The following is a 22,058-nucleotide window of genomic DNA, read 5'->3' as shown; positions in this document are numbered from 1 at the left end:
TTTTGGAGAATATCTGTCAAAACAAGGACCTGCATGAGACGGGCCCAACGGTATATCCACTCGTCATGAGACGACTCCTGGAAGCAATCCCAAAATCTCCCAGATAGATCATTCTGGTGAGAATATGACCACTATCTTAGTATAAGATATAAACTGGTAAGGTTCTTTTCTTTATAAAAAGAAGCCAGAACACTGGAAAAAATTACAATTGACACCAACTGTACTCAAAATGAGTCGGCCTTAAGTTACCGGATTCAAATAATGATCTACGAATTGGTACAAACTAAAATCACCGGCCTTCATCGCTTTAGCTATATGTTGCTGAAGATCTTGTTTTTCTATATCCTTCATCCTCAGGTTTTGAATCAGCCGGTATGCTTTCTCCGTATATAGGTACAAACGACGATGCTGATCACGATGATTTGCTTTAGTGATCCAGTCCAGCAGTTCATCAATTCCCACATTCTTATCTGCAATAGTTTTCAGAACAGGGATATACTCATGCCGGTCGCGCACCATTTTTTTTAAGTTGCTTGCGAAACTATCGGCACCATCACGATCTGATTTATTAACCACAAAAGCATCCCCAACTTCCATCAGCCCGGATTTGATGTGCTGAATTTCATCACCGGCTTCTGGAACCAGCACGACTACTGTAATGTCAGCCAACCCTGCTATTTCTATTTCTGATTGACCCACACCAACGGTTTCCACGATTACATAATCAAAACCAGCAGATTTTAACACGTCCACTAATTCAATAATTTTTGCAGATAGCCCTCCTACTGAGCCCCTGGTGGCAACGGACCGGATAAACACATTTGGCTTATTAAAATGAGCCGACATCCGAACTCTGTCGCCCAAAAGAGAGCCCAGATTAAAAGGAGAGGTCGGATCTACAGCAATTACGGCAATCCTTTTCTCCTGCTTGCTTAACTGCTCGATCATTGCATTTACCAATGTGCTTTTCCCTGCTCCGGGAGGGCCGGTAATCCCAATCACCGGAACAGCCTGATCAATATTAAGTGCTTTTAATAGCTCACTACTCCCTTCCAGATCATTTTCCACCAAGGTGAGGACCCTCGCTAATGCGTTAAAGTTATGCTCATTAATTTTAACAAGAAGAGATAAGTGGGAATTCATTCTTTCGGTATTATTTTTTACAAATAAACGTATTTTATTTGAGCCTCATTCACTCTGTTTAAAGTCAGCTAAAGAGGGAAACATACGGCATTTCTGCGAACAAGCTAACAAATCAGTATCTTTGAAAAATTTCAAACTTTTAATGAAGACCTATTTTAGACTTTTAACATTCGCAAAGCCAATAGAAAAATACGCTATTCCATATATTCTTGTAACGATATTGGCCATATTTTTCAACACTTTTCTTTTTACTTTGTTAGGCCCTCTACTGGAAACGATTTTCACCTCTAAATCCAGCACAATTTCGCTTTTATCAGATAAATCTACGGACTGGGATCCTGTAGGCAAGTTTAATGCCTATGTGAATTATACAATTGTAACCTATGGAAAAGAATATACTTTAAAAATCGTCTGTGCAGTAATCGTAGGCTGTGTTTTCCTGGCCAACTTTTTCCGCTACCTTTCCCAGCGTTTTATGGAGGATTTAAGGGTTCACACTTTACTTAACCTACGTAAAGCCGTATTTAATAATGTCATGGACCTTCATATCGGATATTTCAGTAATGAAAAAAAGGGCGATATTATTTCTAAAGTAGCCTCAGATGTTCAAGTAGTACAAGGAACAGTTACCAGTACTTTACAGGTTGTATTTAAAGAGCCGTTACAATTGATCTTTTATATTGGTGTATTACTCTCAATTTCTGTAAAACTTACTTTGTTTTCATTGCTTGTCATCCCGGTTTCCGGATTCATCATTAGCAAGATTGTTAAAAGATTAAAACAGCAAGCAATGGAGTCGCATGAAAGCTTTGCCAAAATGATCGGATTTTTAGATGAAGCTTTAGGTGGCATCCGTATTATTAAGGCATTTAATGCCACAGAAAGAATAAAAAGCAAGTTTCATAATGAAAACGTCTTTTACTCAAATCTGAACAAAAAAATGGCACGCAGGCAGCAACTTGCTTCACCGGTTTCTCAGACTCTTGGTGTATTGGTTGTAGTTTTTATTGTGTTGTATGGAGGCACTATGATACTTAGGGCCCAGGGAGACCTTACACCCTCCAAGTTCCTCGTGTACATTGCCATGTTTTCCCAGGTGATGCAACCTATTAAAGCTTTAACAGATTCATTTAGTTCAATTCATTCTGGAATTGCCGCTGGGGTAAGGGTCTTAGAGTTGGTCGATACCAAGCCTGAGATGGTAGATAAGAAAGATGCCATTCCATTGAAAGGTTTTAATGAATCCATCCGTTTTGAACACGTTTATTTCAATTATGGAGATCGTGAAATCCTGACAGATCTTTCATTTACAGTAGAGAAGGGGCAGACTGTAGCACTTGTTGGCCCTTCCGGCGGTGGTAAAAGTACAATCATAGACCTTATTCCGAGATTTCATGACCCTAAATCCGGCAATATCTTTATAGACAATCACAATTTAAAAGATGTTACGTTAAACAGCATTAGAGAACAAATGGGAACGGTAAACCAGGAGTCTATTCTATTTAACGATAGCATTTACAACAACATCATTTTCGGAAAACCAGACGCAAGCAGGGATGAAGTAATCATGGCAGCTAAGATTGCCAATGCTCATGATTTCATTGAGAATACCGAAGATGGCTATGAGACCAATATTGGAGACAGGGGCGGCAAATTATCCGGTGGTCAGAAACAGCGGATTTGTATCGCCCGTGCCGTACTGGCCAACCCACCTGTTATGCTTCTGGACGAGGCAACATCAGCACTGGATACAGAATCTGAAAAACTGGTACAGGATGCTCTGAATAAGCTAATGGAAAACAGAACCTCGATTATTATTGCACACAGGCTAAGTACAATCCAACATGCAGACAAGATTCTTGTAATAGAAAATGGAAAAGTGGTGGAATCAGGGAACCATTCTACCCTAATGAACAACGATGGATTATACAGGCGACTGATAGATATGCAAACATTCACCAGCTAGCTCATCTTATGCCCCAAATATCACTGATTATATCTACATACAACTGGCCTGAGGCACTTAAGTTATGTTTGCTTAGTGTTAAGCAACAAACACAGCTTCCCGTTGAAGTCCTGATTGCTGATGACGGTTCAGGACCAGATACCAAGTCTTTAATTGAAGTCATGCGGGTTGATTTTCCTGTTCCACTGGTTCATATCTGGCATAAAGATCTTGGTTTTAGAAAATCTATCATTGTTAACAAAGCAATTAAAGAAGCTTCGGGGGACTATATCGTTCAGATAGACGGAGATGTGATCCTTGAAAAGCACTTCATTAAAGATCATAACCACGTTGCCGAGAAAGACGTTTTTGTAAGAGGAACCCGGGCACATATCCATCAGGACAGACTCCCTGAGCTATACCGGACAACACAGATCGATTTTTGCTTTTTATCCAAAGGTATTATCAATAGATTTAATGCCATTCGTTTCCCCCTACTTTCTTTTCTTTTTGAAAAGAAAAAAAGAAACTCAAATAGTGTCAGAGGAAGTAACCTTGCCTTTTGGAAGTCAGATTATGTCCTGGTTAACGGATACGACAATGACCTTCAGGGATGGGGGCATGAAGATGAAGAGCTCGCAGCAAGATTTATCAATACAGGAAAGTTAAAAAAAGGAATTAAACTCCGGGCAGTTCAATTTCATCTATCACACAAAGAAGCATCCCGGTCAAACGAGGGTAAACATGCTGAAGCAGTCAGAAACACCCTTAAAAATAAACTAAAAACTTGTATAAATGGTTATGCGCAATCCTAGTCTCACACTAATTGTAACGACTTACAACTGGCCTGAAGCTTTGGAATTATGCTTAAAAAGTATTCTTCAGCAAACCATCATGCCAGATGAAATCATTATTGCTGATGACGGGTCCACTGAGACGACCAAAAACATCATCACCCAATATCAGCAACAATTCAAAGTACCACTAATCCATGTATGGCAGGAAGATACAGGTTTTCAGCTGTCTAAAATTCGAAATAAGGCCATTGCTAAAGCGAAAATGGAATATATTGTTCAGATAGATGGCGATCTGGTGTTAGAGAAACACTTCATCGCGGATCACCTGTCATTTAATCGGACAGGAGCTTTTGTTTCGGGAACCAGGGTTCAAATGTCTCCACAACTTTCTACCAAACTGGTAAGTGAAAATAAAATAGAGGTTTCTGTCTTTTCAAAAGGGATTACAAATTTCTCTAACGGACTAAGGATACCAACGCTACGTGAATTTCTTGCGGAACGATATAAATCCAGTAATATAATGTATGTCAGAGGCTGTAATATGGCTTTCTGGAAGGCTGACCTTGTCAAGGTTAATGGCTACAATGAAGCTATTGTTGGATGGGGCAGAGAAGATAGCGAGCTCGCAGTCAGGTTATCTAATTCAGGAATAAAAAAAAGAATATTAAAATTTGGCGCAGTTACTTTTCACATCTATCATCCTGAAGCACAAAGGCAGCAATTAAACACAAATGATGCTATACTTAAAAACGCCATCGCGAATCATACAAAAACATGTAAATTTGGACTCTCTCAATACCTTTAAATAATTATTCTACTAAGAATTCAACGCAATGATAGCTGTCTCTGTTATAATTCCCAATTACAATCATGCTCCTTATTTAAAGCAAAGAATAGACTCTGTTCTAGCCCAGACCTTTCAGGATTTCGAGGTAATCATTTTAGATGATTGCTCTACCGATAATAGTAAAGAGGTGATAGAAAGCTATGCTCAACATCCAAAAATCAGCCATATCGTTTTCAATACAACAAATAGCGGCAGTCCATTTTTACAATGGGAAAAAGGAATTAATCTTGCAAAGGGGAAGTATGTATGGATTGCCGAGAGTGACGATTGGTGTGAACCATCTCTTCTTGAAGATTTGATTGAAGGCATTCAAAAAGATAAGGACTGTGTCATCAGTTATTGTCAGATGTATTACATTAATGGAGAGAACAAGATAAAATGGCAATCGAGTCATAAATATTTATCTGAAGTAGTCGATAGCAATACTTTTATTCAGGATTATCTAGCTGTAAAGGTATCTATTTACAATGCCAGTATGGCCATCTTCAAAAGAGAGACCTTTAAAAAGGTTGCAAGGGACTTCACCACTTTCAAGTTTTCCGGAGACAGGCTTTTCTGGATCGAGGTTGCAAGACAGGGCAAAACCCATATTAGTGGAAAAGTACTCAATTATTTCAGAAAACATGACAAAGATGTAAGCGGCAAAGCCTTCAAAAGTGGACTCAATTTCATCGAGGAAATAAGAATTATCAATTGGATGTATAAGGAGCAGCTCATTAATGATAAGATATATGCACTTGCTTTCAAAAAACAATATAAAGAATTCTGGAAAGTAAGAAAGACCATTGACCCGATAAATAAAGCACTGATCAAACCCTTATTCAGCAATCCTCTCTCCTCCAAAACCAATATATTTAAGTTTCTGCCTTCGGCAATCTGGGCTGCCTATAGGCATAAAAAGTAAGCGATTCAATGAACAAAGGAATAACAATCATCATCTGCACTTTTAATGGTGTGGATCGGTTAAGCGATACCATAGGTCATATTGCAAGGCAGTCAGTCCCTGGCGAAATTGCCTGGGAGGTCATACTTGCCGACAATGCCTCAACAGATGAATCATCTGAATTTTCCGAACAGGAATGGCATAAATACAACCTTCCTGAGGTATCTTTTAAAACCATCAATGAACCCAAACCAGGGAAGTTATATGCTTTACAACATGCCATAAAGGAAGCACGTTATGAATATCTGATTATCTGTGATGACGACAACTGGTTGGCACCGGATTATGTAAAGACAGTCTATCCGCTTTTAGAAACCATGCCTAAGGTTGCTGCTATTGGCGGGCAGGGAATTCCTGTAACAGCTGGAGCAGCACTCCCTGAATGGTTTCAGAATTATCATTCAGCTTATGCAGTTGGCCCACAGGCCAACAAAACCGGGATCCTAAAGTCCCGAAAGCTGCTATGGGGTGCTGGCTTATCTACCAGAAAATCGTTGTACCTCGAAATGTATAAAACCTATCCCTCCTTTCTACCGGAATATAAAGAGAAAAATATCCTTTCTGCAGAAGATACAGAATATTGTATTCGATTAGTGCTTAAAGGCTATGATCTATATTATGACGCTGCTTTAGTTTATCAGCATTTCATTCCGGATTTTAAGCTGACTACCTCTTTCCGAGATGAGAAATTAATGAAAGGTTTTGAAGATGCGTATGTAATACTGAGAAAGTATTACGCTGCAATGAGAGCGACTTTAAAGACGGAAGGGAGACCCGATATCTGGCTGGCATTGCTTTTAATAGCCCCAATCAACTACTTATTCTCTTTTTCAAAGAAAAGAGCTGAGAAAGCACGAGATACGTTATTTTACCTCCTTCCGTTCCGAAAAGGACCAGATTCCATTACCACACGTATCAAAGCATTTATAAAAGAGTGAGTTTTTCAGGTGCAATTGTCCTTACCGGGGATAATTCCATCCAACAAAAATTAAGTGTGTTCATCTGAGTCAGCCTGAACCTGGCATTTTAAAAGCAGGTTATTTTTTCCGTCTATAATACAAATATAGCCTCATTGCCAGAAGGGCATTTCTAAATTCAGCTTTCTTAAGAAACAATGGGATCGTCTTCCTTATTGACTTCCGATGGGGCTGGAAACTCTTATCAAATAATTTCTCTCCAAAATAATTGACAATATTAGTCCATTTTTCTTTCCTAAAGACAGGATCATCGACCAGCGAACTCAGTCCTCCTGCTTTAAAATTGGACAAGATTACAGGAACATATTCCAACTTATATCTTGAGGCACAGAAAAGGTTAAGATCGTAATCTGCACATATCGGGTAATCTGTATTGTATGAACTGCGGGAATTAAAAACTTCTCTTGAATAACAAATAGCCTGATGGCAGATATTGTTTACCAATAGTGTCGTCAACGGAGTTTCTCCTCTATAAATTTCCCCATCTTCTGCCCAGGGGGCACTACCCACAATTTTAACACTCCCATATACCATACCAGCGTCAGTCTTATCCAGATAACCTTTCATTTCTTCAAGAACCTTATTCGTATATAGGGTATCGTCACTTCCTATAAACAACAGCCACTTGCCCGATGCCCTGCCTATTGCTTTATTCATTGCAAAATATACTCCTTTATCAGGCTCTGAAAAGAACTTGATTCGATTGTCATTAAAGCTTTCAACAACCTCCCGTGTCGCGTCCGTGGAAGCTCCGTCGCTAATCAAAATCTCCAGATCCTCACAACTCTGATTCAAGATGCTATGCAGACACTCCTGAATTGTATTCGCCGAATTAAACGTCGGCACGATTATACTATAGGTCATTTCTTTAACGGTTGTGTGAAAATACTCAAAGCCCATGACTTAAACCGCCTGAATACCGAAGGATAATGTGTTTTATTGTATATTCTAATTTGTTTCCATTCATCCCCAGCAGGCAATTCATTTTCACCAATTCTTTCTCCTACAAAACGATCACCTGATCTCTTGGAGGGGAAGGGCTTTTTTTCAAAAAAATCATCATGAACAGTTATGGAGTTCTTGAATTTTGTATATACGTCCTGTAGAAATGCCTGGTCAATTCCATAATAATCATCTTTGTTCATGCAAAACTCCTTTATTGCTTTAGTCATTTCAAAAGCTCCTCCTTTAATCCCCCACATTCCTGCTAGAATAGAAGGTGATGTTGCACCATATGGAATCAAGAGATGAAACGGATGATCCCTCATCAGATGAAGTGTATCTCCATTTTTCATCCATTCATCCACCGCCAGCTTTTCACGTAAAGATAATCGTGAATCTGTATCTCTGAATATATTGTATTTACTATCAGGCAAATCGGCCACAGTAAACCTCCAGAATGCGCCATAGATCCCAGAGCCGGTCATATCCTTCAGAATGACATTCAATTCATTTAAACGCAGAATAACTGGCTTCGGAACCGTATGATCATAATATACAACTACCTTCCAATCTTTGTATATCTCTCCAGCCATTTCTGCATTTCTTATGGCTCCGGCAGTATAAATTTCTTTATCTCCCCACAAGCTAAAGGCGATGTAATTGTTTGTCATACCAATGGAGACGAAAGCTTTCCTTTCTTTTTTGATCTAAAAATATTCTTGACAAATATACGGGCTTTAGCGAAGTATTCGATCTTTTTAAATGCATGTAGTATCAAAGCATGTCGTTTGTAATCAGCGAGGAAATAAGAAAAATGTCTGTTTAAGGCATCTTCTCTTTCCTTTATCGCGATTGGCAAATTTCTTGGATCAGAACTGATTCCACCGTCGATAAATTTTGAAATGAATTTATTTATATACTGATAGGTACAGTTATATTTACAGGTAGCAACCATAAAGAATTCCCAGTCAGACACAATGGCATTTTTTTCATTGTATAATCCTACACGCTTAAATAGCTCTCTTTTGATAAAGGTTGAGGGATGTGGAATTGTCGATGTATAAAAGACCTCAAATGTAAGTTCAGCTGAAGGATACCACTCTTCTCCCTCCGGACGATTTAAACAACGTAAATTTCCATAAATCAGATCCTCCGTAGGTGAAGTTGCTACAACTTCTGATATGATTTCTTTATCAATCAATAGGTCACCGCTATTCAGAAAAAGAAGATATTCTCCCTTAGCTGCCTGAATTCCTTTGTTCATGGCATTATAAATACCTTCATCTGCTTCAGTTACCCAATAGTGAATCCGGTCCTTATGATCCTCAATAATTTCCTTACTGCCATCCGTTGATCCCCCATCGATTATGATATATTCAATGTTACCATAGGTTTGATCAACAACCGACTGAATCGTCTCCTTCAATCCTCCGGCATTGTTATAGTTAATTGTTACTATTGAAATTTTCAACTGCTCCACCCCATCTGGCATTTAATAATTAGTATTAATTGTAATGGCTTGCTATATTTACGCCAAAGAGGTATAATGCTAATTTAGCAATACATTCTCATATATATATATTTCACCTGCATCAAAGATAATGATAAAAATACTTCTAGATCCACAAATATTTATTGCTCAGAAATTTGGTGGCATTTCCCGATCTTATACAGAAATATATGATCAACTAGAACAAAATGAAGAAGTTGAGGTAAATTGTCCGATTTTTCACACTGAAAATATTCATTTCAAAGAGAAAATGTTATCTCAAAACTCCTTTCAGGAAAGAAACAGATTCCTGATCAAATATCATAAGCTCTTTCGCAACTATGCGCCAAAAAGATTAAATAAAAGAACGCTGAATACGGTTAAAGAAAAACTAAAGAAAGAACCCGTAGATGTATTTATCCCTACTTATTACGACCCTTACTTTCTGGATCAATTGGGTGATATTCCTTTTGTGCTCACCGTATATGACATGATACACGAACTGTTTCCACAATATTTTGGAGGGGACCTGTTCGTTGCTCCAAATAAAAAGCTGCTAATGGAAAAGGCGACTAAGATAATTGCAATATCTAATAGTACAAAAAACGACATTCTCAAGATCTATCCACATATAAATCCCGACAAAATTGAGGTGGTGTATATTGCTCACGCTTTAATTCCTAAAACTGATGTCCAGGTTGAGCTCCCGGAATATTACATTCTTTTTATAGGAAACAGGTCTTTATATAAAAATTTCAACTTTTTTATAGAAGCAGTAACTCCTCTCTTAAAGAAATCTCCTGAATTATACATCATGTGTGCAGGAGGAAATGCATTTGACGAACAAGAACTCCAGCTTCTGGAGAAACTACAGATCGCCAACCAGGTAATTCAACGGAATTTTGAAGATCCAGAACTTGGAGCCTATTATAAAAATGCAAAGTGTTTTGTTTTTCCTTCTCAATATGAGGGATTTGGAATTCCTGTACTTGAAGCAATGGCCTGCGGATGTCCGGTGGTATTAGCACACCATAGTTCCCTCCCTGAAGTCGCAGGAGAGGCTGGAATCTATTTTAACCTGAATGATGCAAAAGACCTTCAAGCTAAAATAGCACTCCTGTTAGAGGATGAAACAGAAAGGCAATCTTATGTTTCAAAGGGTTTAGAGAGATCAAAGTTGTTTAACTGGAATAAAACAACATTAGCATGTCTTGAGGTTTATAAGAAAGCAATATCGAGTAAAAAAAATTCATAAACCCTGTTCAAAAAAGAAGGCAATACAGACTTTGCAGCAAGCTTATATTTATACCTAAAGTCTAAGCTTGCCTTTGATGGCATCAAAGTCTTTTAAAAGCAAAGATTCTTTAGGGCTCTGAATCTTCCTATCATGCCGGCTTAGTTTTCTCCTCATAGTTCTTATCAGGTAAGGCTCTTTGTCTAATGTAAATGGGTCCTTTCTAAACTCATTCCTGGTGAACAAATGCATACTTTTCCCATCGGAATAAAAATTATATCCCATTTCTTTTGCCATATAACGAAGGGAAGCCAAAGTATATAATGCGATATGTTGCCCTGTTTCAGGAGCAATATACCACCATTCAGGAAGATTATTCTTTAGCTCTTCTGGTTGCAATTCCGTAGTAAAGAACAGATGATCGGAAAAACCTAATACCCTTTGTATTTCCTCTTTTGGGTTCACCAAGTGTTCAAATACTTCAAAAGCAGTAACCAGCTCAAAGCCATTTTTGTCAGGACAGTCTTTAAGATCAAAATATTCAGCAAATATATTCTGACAATAAATATCAGAATGGTAATAATCATATCCTTTATCCCTCATTAAACGGGTAAAAATACCATATCCTCCCGCATAGTCAAGAAAACGCTGGTCGGCATTAAAGTAACCTGAGATCAATTTGATGGTCTGATCACGGAGGTATTCATTCCTGGACAACATCCCAATATCCAACTTGGTGATTGCAGAAGAATAAGCTTCATCTAACCAATAGGGCTCTTCAGTCTGTATAAAACCCGTTTCCAGGCAACGAAAATACTTGACATCATATTTATTTAACACACGAAGCGTAAAAACAAGCTCCAGGGGTCCTCCAGTGATTTTACTTTTCATTACTTTTTATTAATTTCTTTGGGAATCTGAATGTATCTTTTATTTAACAAGCTCTAGTGTTAAGATCTTTTTCAATTCAGATTTTACACCAGGAGCCGAAAAATGTTCATTTGTATACATTTTAACCGCTGCACTGTATTCAAAATAAGTTGTGTCATCCAGTTGCATTGCCTTATTTATAGTCGAATTTAGGCCTTCAACACTGAGGTCTTCGATTTCAAAGATAAAATCTTTTGATTCAAAACCACAATATTTACTCACTATAGGAACCAACCCTGAAGACATAGGTTCAATAGTTCCTCCGGGCAAACCATCAACATAACTCGGGGCCACGCTGTAACTACAACGTTCTATTATTTCTTTCATTTCTGACGAATCCATTCTAAGATTCTGATATAAAAACACATGATCACTCTCCCTTAGAATATCCTGATAGTAAGCCCCAAACTGCTCGCTTAGATGCGGAATAATGATATAAAAATTCAAATCCTTGCGGATCTTTGCAACCTCAAGCAGAAGTGCCAGACCTTTCGTAATCAAATAGCCTCCACTTAAAAACAGAAAGTTTGAATTTCTTGTTTTCTTACTTTCAAACTGGCTAAAAGTACCAATGATGTTATTATTCAGTGAATACAATTTCTTCGAAAACCTAAATTTATAGTCATTGAAGACATGTCCATGTGCCAATATAATTGCACTGTCCGCATCAAAATTACCCATAAAACTGATTTCAGTTGAAATATTCGATTCAGTAATTCCCCATAGACCTGATATTTCCCTAAAATCGTTTAAGCTCTTTAAGGCCATTCTATTGTGAAACTCACCATGTGCACCAGTAACAAAATGGATCCGGGGAATATTTCTATCCTGGATATAAAATGATTGTTCAAAATTGAATCCAAATCCAAAAATCACGGCATATTTAGTGTAATCCAGGAAGAGTTGCCTTTCATTGAAATTTACTACATCAACATTATAACCGATTTCACTAAAGCTTTCAGCAACAATATGAGAAGTAATGTAATTTTGATGTTTGAAGTGATTAGAATCTCGGAAAGGAGCTGTTATATAACTAACCAACACCGTTTTATCATAATTGGTATTGTACAAATTAAGAATTATCGGATCAATTTTATCTTTTTTTATCCTTTTTAATCCACAGATTTTTAAGAGCGGGTCAAGTCTTTTATTTATACTTTGTTTTATATTCATATTTATAAATTACCAGATATAAAAAGCCCTGCTATTTAATACTTCTCACAAAGTAATCATTAGCAGGGCTCTAAATATTTATGAAGTTTTACCTATAACTTTCTCTTCACTTCAACTTGTTCGTAAGCTTCAACGATGTCGCCTACTTCGATGTTGTTAAAGTTATGGATGTTCAATCCACACTCGTAACCTCTTGATACTTCTTTCACATCATCTTTATAACGTTTCAATGAAGCAAGTTCACCAGTGTAAACCACCACACCATCTCTAACGATACGGATTTTGCTGTTACGTGTAATCGTACCATCCAACACCATACATCCTGCAATAGTACCCACTTTAGTGATTTTGAAGGTCTCTCTGATCTCCACATTCGCAGTGATCTTCTCTTCAAATTCAGGAGCTAACATACCTTCCATCGCCGCTTTAATCTCATTGATTGCATCGTAAATGATAGAGTATAGTCTGATGTCAATTTGTTCAGCCTCGGCCAGTTTACGAGCTCCTGAAGAAGGACGAACCTGGAAACCGATGATGATCGCATCAGAAGCAGAAGCTAACAATACATCAGATTCAGAGATCTGACCTACTGCTTTACCAATGATATTGATTTGAATCTCTTCAGTAGACAGTTTCAATAATGAGTCAGATAATGCCTCGATTGAACCATCCACATCACCTTTAACGATCAGGTTCAGTTCTTTAAAGTTACCGATTGCCAAACGACGACCAATCTCATCCAAAGTAATGTGTTTCTGTGTACGAAGGCCTTGTTCGCGCATTAGTTGTAAACGTTTGTTAGCAATTTCTCTTGCCTCAACTTCACTTTCCAATGCATTGAATCGATCACCTGCTGTAGGTGCCCCCTGCATACCCAGTACCTGAACTGGTACTGAAGGTCCTGCTTTATCCACTTTCTGTCCACGTTCGTTAAACAACGCTTTTACACGTCCGCTATAACTACCTGCAAGGATCGGATCTCCGATTTTCAAAGTACCTGCCTGAACAAGAACTGTAGTTACAATACCACGTCCTTTATCCAAGGTTGCTTCGATTACACTACCTGTAGCACGCTTGTTAGGGTTAGCTTTAAGGTCAAGCAATTCTGCTTCCAATAACACTTTCTCTAATAACAAGTCTACGTTTAGTCCGCTCTTACCTGAAATCTCCTGCGACTGGAAGTTACCTCCCCAATCCTCTACCAGGATATTCATGATGGATAATTGCTCGCGTATTTTATCTGAGTTTGCACCCGGTTTATCAATTTTTGTGAAGGCAAATACCAATGGTACGCCCGCTGCCTGTGCATGGTTGATGGCCTCTTTAGTCTGTGGCATCACCGCATCATCCGCAGCAACAACAATAATGGCAATATCCGCTACTTTCGCACCACGGGCACGCATCGCCGTAAAGGCTTCGTGACCCGGCGTATCTAAGAAAGTAACTTTCTTACCTGTAGGTGTGGTTACCATATAAGCACCAATGTGCTGTGTAATACCACCGGCTTCACCAGCCACTACATTTGCTTTACGGATATAATCCAGCAATGAAGTCTTACCATGATCGACGTGACCCATGATGGTCACAACCGGAGCTCTTGGTTCTAAATCTTCATCATTATCTTCTTCTTCAATAACGATATCACTTTCATCATCCGGTTTAACGAATTGAATTTCGTACCCAAATTCATCTGCAACAATCGTTAATGTCTCTGCATCCAAACGTTGGTTAATGGATACGAACATTCCAAGACTCATACAAGTTCCGATAATTTTAGTTACCGGCTCATCCATCATTGTGGCCAACTCATTTGCCGTAACAAATTCTGTCACCCTTAACACTTTGGATTGTAGCTCCTGCTCCATTGCCGCTTCATCTGCCGAAAGAGCAACATCATCACGTTTCTGACGACGTAGTTTGGCACGTTGAGCAAATTTACCCGATTTACCAGCACCACTTAAACGTGCAAGTGTTGCTTTGATCTGGTCTTGTATTTCTTTTTCCGTAGGTTCTTCTTTAGGACCGTTTCCAGGGGCTCCTGGTTTGTTGTTTCTAAAGTTAGGCCTGTTGGCTGTATTGTTAGTATTGTTCCTGAAATCAGGTCTGTTGGTAAAAGTCGGAGCTGGTTTTGGTGCTGTAGTACCTTGTCCTGCTTGCCCGCCTGTCTGCTGATTTCCTGTTGGAGTGTTACCACCCTGTCCTGGATGCTGACCCGGAGTCTTTTTACGCTTACGTTTCCTTTTCGCATCATTGCTGTCAGCCGAAGAGGCTACAGGAGATGATTTACGATCTGGTGTGGTCGGTAAAACAATCTTACCGATGATATTAGGTCCTGAAAGTTTTACAGAACGTGCTTTAATCACTTCAACCTCATCTGTTTTTTCAACTTTAGGGGTTTCCACAACTTTTGGCGTTTCAACTATTTTTGGTGCTTCCACTGGTTTAGGAGTTTCTTTTACTTCGGGCTCTGTTTTTGCAACAGGTTGCTCAACAGGCTTTGGAGTCTCTTCCACCTTAGGTTGTTCTACAGGTTTAACCACTTCTTCCTTTACGGCTTCAACTGGTTTTTCTACTGGTTTCTCTTCTACAGGTGCTTTCTCCACTGGAGCAGGGGCTGGTGTTGGTTCTACCACTTTTGGTGCTTCAGCCACAGGCTGAGGCGCTTCAGGTGCTTCTTCTTTCTTCACCGGACGGGTTTTGGAGTTTAAATCATCAAGATTTATTTTTCCTACTATTTTCACACCCGGCAATGCTCCCTCTTCAGGTTTCTCTTCTGTTTTTTCCACCACTGGAGCTACCGGTTTTGCAGGAGCTTCTTCTTTAGGTTTCTCTACAGGAGGAGTATACGAATGAAGGTTCTTGATAAGAATGCCTTCATTTTCGAATTCTACATTTTTTCTAGGTGCTTCTGCAACTTTCTCAGTCACTTCCGGCTCATCACGACGAATTTTACCAATAACAATCTGATTGGCTTCTTCTTTTACGATCTTATCGCCCTGAAACTCTTTCAACAGCGCATTATACATGTCGCGGGAGAGCTTAGTAGTGGGTTTATTCTCAACAGAAAAGCCTTTCTTTTCTAAAAACTCAACGGCCGTAGCAATGCCTACGTTAAGTTCCTTAACTGCTTTAAATAAAATTATTGGTTTGTCGTCTGACATTGATATCCTATTTTTTCTTTAATTCTTATACAAAAGTAACGTTTATTCTTGTTTATTTCATGGGTATGTGATTTGTTTTTAATTGCCACATAGTTCGCACCTATTCAAGATAACGTTTATTCAAACTCTGATTTTAATATACTCATCACTTCTTTGATGGTTTCTTCTTCAAGATCGGTACGTTTTACCAATTCATCAATTGAAAGTGCAAGTACACTTTTTGCGGTATCACAACCGATCGCTTTCAGCTCATCGATGATCCAGCTATCGATTTCATCCGAGAATTCTTCGATATCCACATCCTCATCTTCTTCGCCTGCTTCGCGATACACATCAATTTCGTAACCGGTTAATTTACCAGCCAGTTTAATGTTGTGTCCACCTCTCCCGATAGCCAATGAAACCTGGTCTGGTTTCAGGTATACTGAAGCGTGTTTTGTTTCATCATCTAACTTAATGGAAGTGATTTTTGCCGGGCTTAATGCTCTGGTAATGTATAATGAGATATTGTTGGTGAAATTGATCACATCAATATTTTCATTTTTAAGTTCTCTAACGATACCATGTATCCTTGAACCTTTCATACCCACACAAGCACCAACCGGATCAATTCTGTCGTCATAAGATTCCACAGCAACTTTTGCTCTTTCTCCTGGCTCACGAACGATTTTCTTAATGGTGATTAAACCATCAAAAATTTCCGGAACCTCAATTTCAAACAAACGTTGCAAGAACTCAGGGGCGATCCTTGAAATGATAATTTTTGGAGTAGCATTCACCATGTCTACCTTTAAAATTACCGCACGGACAGTATCACCTTTTTTGAAGTAATCGGCAGGGATCTGTTCAGTTTTAGGCATCATCAACTCATTGCCTTCATCATCCAGTACCAATGTTTCTTTTTTCCAAACCTGGTAAACTTCTCCCGTTACAATTTCTCCAACCCTATCCTTATATTTTTTAAAGATCTCGTCTTTTTCTAATTCCAATACTTTGGAAACCAGCGTCTGGCGTGCAGCTAATATTGCTCTGCGGCCAAAGCTTTCTAAAGTGATCTGTTCAATGTAATCGTCGCCAACTTCCATATCAGGATCTAAAAGCTTTACTTCAGCAAGTTCGATCTCCAGGTCATCGTCTTCGGAAAAACCATCCTCCATCACTTTTCTTGTACGCCAGATTTCCAAATCTCCATTGTCCGGGTTAACGATTACGTCACAATTCTCATCAGTACCGTATTTTTTACGCAACATACTGCGGAATACCTCTTCCAGCACACTAATCACTGTAGGACGGTCGATGTTCTTGAACTCTTTGAATTCCTGAAATGAATCGATTAAATTAATATTGCTCATTTTTATTTAAATGAAATTAAAACCTTTGTTTCTGTTATATTACTAAAGTCGATACTGGTTTCTACCAGTTGCGCCTTTTTACCTTTTTCTTTCACCTTCGCTTCGATCGTTATGCTTTGATCCTCTACAGAAAGCAGTTTACCCTCTTTAATTTCACCACCGTTCAGTTTTACGCTCAATTCTCTGCCAACATTTTTCACATATTGTCTTTGAAGTTTAAGCGGTTCACCGACACCCGGGGAAGAAACTTCCAGGTTGTACGCTTTTTCAATCGTATTTTCTTCTTCCAGATGGAAGCCTACATGTCTGCTGATTGCGGCACAATCCTGAATACTAATTCCCTCATCGCCATCTACATGAATGATCAGCTTATTGTTTGGAAGCATTTTTACCTCTACCAAAAACAACTCCGGTCTATCCGAAATTTTCTCTTCAACTAACGCTGTAACTCTTTTTTCTACCTGCATAACCAATTTTCCAATAAAAGAAAAGAGGGGACCTCTGCCCCCTCTTGCCCTCTATTACAAGTGCAAAGATAGGAAATATTTTTTCAAAATAAAAATCAGAATCATCTTATGTACAATGTATGTGCAACTTTTTCAACAAGATACAGCACAGGATCAGGATTAAAGCAATCCGGACTTAACGAAACTCCTGATTAGCGGGTTAACATTTTTTGCTGAGGCTTCATGCGATAACTCACTTTACCTTTCACAATTTCCTCCATGCCTCCAAAGCGGATATTCAGGTGGGTAATTACCAGATAATCACGCCCCTTTACAAAGGGATGGAGAGGAATAAACACGATATTACTATCCGTCAACAGCATTTTTCCAGGCACCGGCTCTTCTCTGATCGCAGAATCCTGCTCTGATGGTGTCTGAAGTACCACGACCAATTCATTTAATGCAGAATCAGCTTCTTTACTATTTTTAAGTGACAGAAATCCAGTCTCATCGATATGTGATAGCACAATTTTTGTACTATCTAAAGAAAAATCGATAGAAAGTGGCTTATTATTTGCATTAGAACAGGCAACAAATAAACCAAGGGAGTACAACACTCCTGTCAACTTAACAAAACACTTTAACATATCACTAAATTAAAAATTATGAGACTCATTGTAGAAATTTTATTATTGGGGCTGGCGGTATTCCTGGGCGCGAAACTCATTCCAGGCGTTCATGTAGACAGCTATTGGGCTGCTATTGTTGCCGCAGTGCTGATTTCATTGGCCAATGCAACCATTGGAACCATTTTACGTATTTTCACTTTTCCCATTAACTTTCTTACTCTTGGACTGGTCTCCTTCATCATTACAGTGTTAATGATTTTATTAGTAGACAATATGATGAGCAGTTTTAATACAAGTGGGTTCTGGGCAGCCGCATTTCTTGCCATTGTTGTCGCCCTCATCAAAGCGATATTTGGCTCCATTGCTGGAACAGAGAAAGACTAGATGGTTGTTTAGTCAGAGCAGGACAAGGCAGGTTAAAAAACACTTCGGAAAGCACGCGCATGAAACTGACCTGACCGCTACTCTTTCCGAACCTGCCACAAACAGAATCCATCCTTATCCTAAACAAGATTTTTAAACAAAAAAGCGGGCAGCCCAGAGATGGACTGCCCGCTTTTTTGTTTAATCAAATTATTATTTTAAGATTTCTCTTGAGATCACCATTTTTTGTATTTCTGTAGTCCCCTCATAAATCTGGGTAATCTTTGCATCACGCATCATGCGCTCTACATGGTATTCTTTCACAAAACCGTAACCTCCGTGAATCTGAACAGCCTCTACCGTAACATCCATCGCTACTTTCGAAGCATATAATTTCGCCATAGAACCCGCTAAAGTATAAGGAAGCCCCTGATCTTTTAACCATGCCGCTTTATAAACCAACAAACGCGCTGCTTCAATGGTGGTCGCCATATCCGCCAGTTTAAAGGCAATCGCCTGGTGGTCAGAAATCGCTTTACCAAAAGATTTACGCTGTTTTGAATATTCCAGAGCAAGTTCATAGGCACCTGCTGCAATCCCTAACGCCTGGGCTGCAATTCCTATACGTCCGCCTTCCAGAGTTTTCATTGCGAACTTAAAACCGAACCCATCTTCTCCTATCCTGTTTTCTTTAGGCACTTTCACGTCATTAAACATGAGCGAGTGTGTGTCTGAACCACGGATACCCATTTTATTTTCCTTCGGACCAATGGTAAAACCTTCCATTCCTTTTTCCACAATAAAGGCATTGATGCCCCGATGTTTTAAAGAACGATCGGTTTGTGCAATCACCAAATAGGTCGAAGCCGTATTTCCGTTAGTAATCCAGTTTTTTGTACCGTTCAGCAAATAATAATCGCCTTTATCTTCAGCTGTAGTCTGTTGTGAAGTGGCATCTGATCCGGCCTCAGGCTCTGATAAACAAAAAGCGCCGATCTTTTCACCGGAAGCCAATGGTTTCAGGTATTTTTCTTTTTGAAATTCGGACCCAAATGACTCCAGTCCATAACATACCAATGAATTATTGACAGAGACCACAACAGAAGAGGAAGCATCTACCTTAGACAACTCTTCCATCACCAGGACATAAGATAGTGCATCTAAGCCGCTACCGTTATATTTTTCTGAAACCATCATTCCTAGAAATCCCAGCTCTCCAAGTTTTTTTACTTGCTCAGCAGGAAATTTCTGGTGCTCATCTCTCTCGATAACTCCGGGCTTAAGTTCATTCTGTGCGAAATCCCTTGCAGCCTGTTGGATCATCAATTGTTCTTCACTTAATTGAAATAGCATAATTATATAGATAAAAAAATACGTACGGCCAAATTTAGTATTTCTACCTCATTATTACTATGGCTGCATAGTATTATTTTACATTATACAGATTGTTGCTACTTTAAAAGGTGATTATTGTCATCAGGAAAAACAAGAATAGGGTGGTATTTCTTTGCCTCTTCGATTGGCAGGGAGCCGTATGACATAATGATCAGAATGTCACCAACCTGAACCTTTCTGGCCGTCGCTCCGTTTAAACAAATCGTTCCGGTTCCACGTTCACCTTTGATTACATAGGTTTCAAAACGCTCCCCGTTATTATTGTTTACGATCTGCACCTTTTCATTGGCAATGATCTGGGCAGCATCCATCAGATCTTCATCTATGGTAATGCTTCCAACATAATGTAATTCGGCCTGTGTTACTTTAACACGGTGTATTTTCGATTTTAATATCTCGATAATCATAATACAAAGTTAAAACTTTTGGGTTACTATAATATAGTGGATTGTCAGTTGAGCAGCATATTATCTATCAGCCTTGTCTGACCGACCTTTGCAGCTACCAAAGCCACGAGATCAGATTGATTTTTATTACTTTCCGGATGGAGGGTTTTCCCGTTTGCAATGGTAAAATAGTCGAGCTCAACACCTGCTACCTCCGAAATCATATCTTTCGCTGCCTTAAGAAGATCGGGAATACTTTTTTCTGCAAAATGATCTTTTACATAACTCAATGCCCTGCTCAGCACCAATGCATTCTTCCGGTCTGTCTCACTTAAATGTATATTTCTCGAACTCATCGCCAGGCCATCGGACTCCCGTATAATAGGGCAGGAAATGATTTGTACAGGAAGTTTAAAATAAGCCACCATGGTCTCAATCATCAACACTTGTTGAAAATCTTTTTGTCCAAAAAAGGCAAGATCAGGACTCACGGCATCAAATAATTTTTTTACAATCTGAGTAACCCCCTGATAATGACCTTTCCGAAATTCGCCTTCGAGCAGAAATTCGGCAGGACCAAGATCAATATGCCAGTTTTCGGGCCCTGGATACATCTCATTTACCGATGGCATAAACACCACATCACAACCTGCTTCACGAAGCATTTGCATGTCGTGCTCCAGTGGACGCGGATATTTCTCCAGGTCTTTAGGATCGGTAAATTGTGTCGGGTTTACAAAAATACTGCAAACTACCACATCCGCATATTGCTGGGCAATATTGATCAGTGATACGTGTCCTTTGTGCAATGCACCCATAGTAGGCACTAAAGCAATTTTCTGTTGACCCAATTTTATTGGTTCAAGCAACGACTTTAACGCTGCGATGGTGTTTATAACTTTCAAACTAGCCTATAAAATTTCAAAGGGCAAAGTTGGTTATTTATCTATTCCAAACAAAACATCTTGCCTATATAATTGATAAATGTTATTATTTTGCTTACCTTTGCCCCTTGATAATCTTTTCTTTAACATAAATTTTTATTTACAGAATATGGAGATGGCAAAAACGAAGCTACTGATTGTTACACACGAGATGTCGCCTTTCCTTGAACTCACAAAAATTTCAGAAATTACCCGTCAACTACCTCAGGCAATGCAGGACAAAGGATTTGAAATCCGCATTTTGATGCCGAGATTCGGGAACATTAATGAAAGAAGGAACAGATTGCACGAAGTAATACGCCTTTCAGGAATGAACATTATCATCGATGATAATGACAACCCTTTAATTATTAAAGTTGCTTCTATCCCGGCTGCCCGTATGCAGGTATACTTCCTGGATAATGAAGATTATTTCCAACGCAAATACGTTTTTAGAGACAAGGAAGACAAATTCTACGCGGACAATGACGAAAGAACAATATTCTTTTGCAAAGGCGCATTAGAAACTGTGAAAAAGTTAGGATGGGCACCAGACATCGTGCATTGTCACGGATGGATGACGGCATTAGTCCCGGCTTACATTAAAACTTCTTACAAGAATGATCCTACTTTCAAGAATTCCAAAGTAGTTTATTCGATCTATGAGAATTGTTTCACAGAGAAGCTTCATGCTGACCTTCATAAAAAAGCAGTAATGAATGCCATGACGCCTGAAGACACGAAAGTGTTTGAAAACGCAGACTGTAACACCCTACATATTGGAGCCATAACTTACTCTGATGCAGTAGTATTAGCGAATGAAAACATCGATAGTAATGTGTTAAAATTTGTTAAAGATTCTAATAAACCAACTTTAGCTTATAATTTAACCGACGATTTCGAAAACTTCTACGCTTTGTATGAAGAAATTTCGGACGAAGAATTGGTTTCAATAGCATAAACTCAGGTATTATTAACTTAAA

Annotated in this window: 21 protein-coding genes; 8 read left to right on the top strand and 13 right to left on the bottom strand. The window is 38.9% G+C overall.

Annotated elements, in window-relative coordinates; translation table 11 throughout:
• Positions 1–240 precede the first annotated feature (240 nt).
• On the bottom strand, positions 241–1,143 hold the full coding sequence (meaB, locus tag BUC20_RS14825) for a methylmalonyl Co-A mutase-associated GTPase MeaB (protein WP_073231893.1): 903 nt from the start codon (positions 1,141–1,143) through the stop codon (positions 241–243).
• A gap of 142 nt (positions 1,144–1,285) precedes the next feature.
• Here meaB and BUC20_RS14820 point away from each other — a divergent pair, with 142 nt between their 5' ends.
• Genes BUC20_RS14820 through BUC20_RS14800 form a run of 5 tightly spaced genes read left to right on the top strand, consistent with a single transcriptional unit; the run spans position 1,286 to position 6,613 of the window.
• Positions 1,286–3,109 carry an ABC transporter ATP-binding protein gene (locus BUC20_RS14820; protein ID WP_073231892.1) on the top strand — a complete coding sequence of 608 codons (1,824 nt, stop codon included), beginning with the start codon at positions 1,286–1,288 and terminating at the stop codon, positions 3,107–3,109.
• Positions 3,110–3,117: 8 nt separating this feature from the next.
• Complete coding sequence (locus BUC20_RS14815; protein WP_073231891.1) at positions 3,118–3,903, top strand: glycosyltransferase family 2 protein; 786 nt, start codon at positions 3,118–3,120, stop codon at positions 3,901–3,903.
• Positions 3,890–4,690 (top strand): glycosyltransferase family 2 protein, encoded by an 801-nt coding sequence (locus BUC20_RS14810; RefSeq protein ID WP_073232672.1) that lies wholly within the window; start codon positions 3,890–3,892, stop codon positions 4,688–4,690. The genes BUC20_RS14815 and BUC20_RS14810 overlap by 14 nt, the downstream gene beginning before the upstream one ends.
• A gap of 28 nt (positions 4,691–4,718) precedes the next feature.
• Entirely contained in the window at positions 4,719–5,636 is a 918-nt protein-coding gene (locus BUC20_RS14805) for a glycosyltransferase family 2 protein (RefSeq protein ID WP_073231890.1), read from the top strand.
• An 8-nt stretch (positions 5,637–5,644) separates the two neighbouring features.
• Positions 5,645–6,613: a glycosyltransferase gene (locus BUC20_RS14800; protein WP_073231889.1), complete on the top strand. Its 969-nt coding sequence runs from the start codon at positions 5,645–5,647 to the stop codon at positions 6,611–6,613.
• A 99-nt stretch (positions 6,614–6,712) separates the two neighbouring features.
• Here BUC20_RS14800 and BUC20_RS14795 read toward each other — a convergent pair whose 3' ends face one another.
• The 3 genes from BUC20_RS14795 to BUC20_RS14785 are packed head-to-tail and all read right to left on the bottom strand — an operon-like array spanning position 6,713 to position 9,086.
• Positions 6,713–7,516 (bottom strand): glycosyltransferase family 2 protein, encoded by an 804-nt coding sequence (locus BUC20_RS14795; RefSeq protein WP_073231888.1) that lies wholly within the window; start codon positions 7,514–7,516, stop codon positions 6,713–6,715.
• Positions 7,513–8,238, bottom strand: coding sequence for a hypothetical protein (locus tag BUC20_RS33710; RefSeq protein ID WP_143166818.1), 726 nt, complete (start codon positions 8,236–8,238; stop codon positions 7,513–7,515). The genes BUC20_RS14795 and BUC20_RS33710 overlap by 4 nt, the downstream gene beginning before the upstream one ends.
• A gap of 23 nt (positions 8,239–8,261) precedes the next feature.
• The gene (locus BUC20_RS14785) at positions 8,262–9,086 is read right to left on the bottom strand and encodes a glycosyltransferase family 2 protein (RefSeq protein WP_073231886.1); all 825 of its coding nucleotides are present in this window, start codon (positions 9,084–9,086) and stop codon (positions 8,262–8,264) included.
• Positions 9,087–9,195: 109 nt separating this feature from the next.
• Here BUC20_RS14785 and BUC20_RS14780 point away from each other — a divergent pair, with 109 nt between their 5' ends.
• Entirely contained in the window at positions 9,196–10,338 is a 1,143-nt protein-coding gene (locus BUC20_RS14780) for a glycosyltransferase family 4 protein (RefSeq protein WP_084528926.1), read from the top strand.
• 54 nt (positions 10,339–10,392) lie between these two features.
• Here BUC20_RS14780 and BUC20_RS14775 read toward each other — a convergent pair whose 3' ends face one another.
• The 6 genes from BUC20_RS14775 to BUC20_RS14750 form a co-directional block, all read right to left on the bottom strand.
• Positions 10,393–11,208: a class I SAM-dependent methyltransferase gene (locus BUC20_RS14775; protein ID WP_073231885.1), complete on the bottom strand. Its 816-nt coding sequence runs from the start codon at positions 11,206–11,208 to the stop codon at positions 10,393–10,395.
• A gap of 39 nt (positions 11,209–11,247) precedes the next feature.
• The gene (locus tag BUC20_RS14770) at positions 11,248–12,420 is read right to left on the bottom strand and encodes a glycosyltransferase (RefSeq protein WP_073231884.1); all 1,173 of its coding nucleotides are present in this window, start codon (positions 12,418–12,420) and stop codon (positions 11,248–11,250) included.
• 92 nt (positions 12,421–12,512) lie between these two features.
• A complete protein-coding gene (gene infB, locus BUC20_RS14765) occupies positions 12,513–15,581 on the bottom strand; it encodes a translation initiation factor IF-2 (protein ID WP_073231883.1) in 3,069 nt (1,022 codons plus the stop codon).
• A 116-nt stretch (positions 15,582–15,697) separates the two neighbouring features.
• A complete protein-coding gene (nusA, locus tag BUC20_RS14760; protein ID WP_069379272.1) occupies positions 15,698–16,933 on the bottom strand; it encodes a transcription termination factor NusA in 1,236 nt (411 codons plus the stop codon).
• Positions 16,934–16,935: 2 nt separating this feature from the next.
• Entirely contained in the window at positions 16,936–17,400 is a 465-nt protein-coding gene (rimP, locus tag BUC20_RS14755; RefSeq protein ID WP_073231882.1) for a ribosome assembly cofactor RimP, read from the bottom strand.
• A gap of 191 nt (positions 17,401–17,591) precedes the next feature.
• Positions 17,592–18,026: a hypothetical protein gene (locus BUC20_RS14750; RefSeq protein WP_073231881.1), complete on the bottom strand. Its 435-nt coding sequence runs from the start codon at positions 18,024–18,026 to the stop codon at positions 17,592–17,594.
• Positions 18,027–18,044: 18 nt separating this feature from the next.
• Between BUC20_RS14750 and BUC20_RS14745 the strand changes: the two genes are divergently transcribed.
• Positions 18,045–18,392: a phage holin family protein gene (locus tag BUC20_RS14745; protein WP_073231880.1), complete on the top strand. Its 348-nt coding sequence runs from the start codon at positions 18,045–18,047 to the stop codon at positions 18,390–18,392.
• A 192-nt stretch (positions 18,393–18,584) separates the two neighbouring features.
• On the opposite strand, the gene BUC20_RS14740 is transcribed toward BUC20_RS14745, so the two are convergent.
• The 3 genes from BUC20_RS14740 to panC all read right to left on the bottom strand — a co-directional run bounded on the left by BUC20_RS14740 (position 18,585) and on the right by panC (position 21,057).
• Positions 18,585–19,724 carry an acyl-CoA dehydrogenase gene (locus tag BUC20_RS14740; protein ID WP_073231879.1) on the bottom strand — a complete coding sequence of 380 codons (1,140 nt, stop codon included), beginning with the start codon at positions 19,722–19,724 and terminating at the stop codon, positions 18,585–18,587.
• Positions 19,725–19,822: 98 nt separating this feature from the next.
• Entirely contained in the window at positions 19,823–20,173 is a 351-nt protein-coding gene (gene panD, locus BUC20_RS14735) for an aspartate 1-decarboxylase (protein ID WP_073231878.1), read from the bottom strand.
• Positions 20,174–20,217: 44 nt separating this feature from the next.
• The gene (gene panC, locus BUC20_RS14730) at positions 20,218–21,057 is read right to left on the bottom strand and encodes a pantoate--beta-alanine ligase (RefSeq protein ID WP_073231877.1); all 840 of its coding nucleotides are present in this window, start codon (positions 21,055–21,057) and stop codon (positions 20,218–20,220) included.
• A gap of 154 nt (positions 21,058–21,211) precedes the next feature.
• Between panC and BUC20_RS14725 the strand changes: the two genes are divergently transcribed.
• A complete protein-coding gene (locus BUC20_RS14725) occupies positions 21,212–22,036 on the top strand; it encodes a glycogen/starch synthase (protein ID WP_073232670.1) in 825 nt (274 codons plus the stop codon).
• Positions 22,037–22,058: the final 22 nt, after the last annotated feature.

It is taken from the genome of Pedobacter caeni, from assembly GCF_900129215.1.
In the GTDB taxonomy this organism is placed as follows: Bacteria; Bacteroidota; Bacteroidia; order Sphingobacteriales; family Sphingobacteriaceae; genus Pedobacter; species Pedobacter caeni.
The sequence above is the reverse complement of the archived record's forward strand: the minus strand, read 5'-3'. Positions and strand labels throughout refer to the sequence as shown.

Excerpts from the sequence above, each read along its gene's own strand:
- meaB (WP_073231893.1), bottom strand. The coding sequence starts at position 1,143 with ATGAATTCCCACTTATCTCTTCTTGTTAAAATTAATGAGCATAACTTT.
- BUC20_RS14820 (WP_073231892.1), top strand. The coding sequence starts at position 1,286 with ATGAAGACCTATTTTAGACTTTTAACATTCGCAAAGCCAATAGAAAAA.
- BUC20_RS14815 (WP_073231891.1), top strand. The coding sequence starts at position 3,118 with ATGCCCCAAATATCACTGATTATATCTACATACAACTGGCCTGAGGCA.
- BUC20_RS14810 (WP_073232672.1), top strand. The coding sequence starts at position 3,890 with ATGCGCAATCCTAGTCTCACACTAATTGTAACGACTTACAACTGGCCT.
- BUC20_RS14805 (WP_073231890.1), top strand. The coding sequence starts at position 4,719 with ATGATAGCTGTCTCTGTTATAATTCCCAATTACAATCATGCTCCTTAT.
- BUC20_RS14800 (WP_073231889.1), top strand. The coding sequence starts at position 5,645 with ATGAACAAAGGAATAACAATCATCATCTGCACTTTTAATGGTGTGGAT.
- BUC20_RS14795 (WP_073231888.1), bottom strand. The coding sequence starts at position 7,516 with ATGACCTATAGTATAATCGTGCCGACGTTTAATTCGGCGAATACAATT.
- BUC20_RS14785 (WP_073231886.1), bottom strand. The coding sequence starts at position 9,086 with ATGCCAGATGGGGTGGAGCAGTTGAAAATTTCAATAGTAACAATTAAC.
- BUC20_RS14780 (WP_084528926.1), top strand. The coding sequence starts at position 9,196 with ATGATAAAAATACTTCTAGATCCACAAATATTTATTGCTCAGAAATTT.
- BUC20_RS14775 (WP_073231885.1), bottom strand. The coding sequence starts at position 11,208 with ATGAAAAGTAAAATCACTGGAGGACCCCTGGAGCTTGTTTTTACGCTT.
- BUC20_RS14770 (WP_073231884.1), bottom strand. The coding sequence starts at position 12,420 with ATGAATATAAAACAAAGTATAAATAAAAGACTTGACCCGCTCTTAAAA.
- infB (WP_073231883.1), bottom strand. The coding sequence starts at position 15,581 with ATGTCAGACGACAAACCAATAATTTTATTTAAAGCAGTTAAGGAACTT.
- nusA (WP_069379272.1), bottom strand. The coding sequence starts at position 16,933 with ATGAGCAATATTAATTTAATCGATTCATTTCAGGAATTCAAAGAGTTC.
- rimP (WP_073231882.1), bottom strand. The coding sequence starts at position 17,400 with ATGCAGGTAGAAAAAAGAGTTACAGCGTTAGTTGAAGAGAAAATTTCG.
- BUC20_RS14750 (WP_073231881.1), bottom strand. The coding sequence starts at position 18,026 with ATGTTAAAGTGTTTTGTTAAGTTGACAGGAGTGTTGTACTCCCTTGGT.
- BUC20_RS14745 (WP_073231880.1), top strand. The coding sequence starts at position 18,045 with ATGAGACTCATTGTAGAAATTTTATTATTGGGGCTGGCGGTATTCCTG.
- BUC20_RS14740 (WP_073231879.1), bottom strand. The coding sequence starts at position 19,724 with ATGCTATTTCAATTAAGTGAAGAACAATTGATGATCCAACAGGCTGCA.
- panD (WP_073231878.1), bottom strand. The coding sequence starts at position 20,173 with ATGATTATCGAGATATTAAAATCGAAAATACACCGTGTTAAAGTAACA.
- BUC20_RS14725 (WP_073232670.1), top strand. The coding sequence starts at position 21,212 with ATGGCAAAAACGAAGCTACTGATTGTTACACACGAGATGTCGCCTTTC.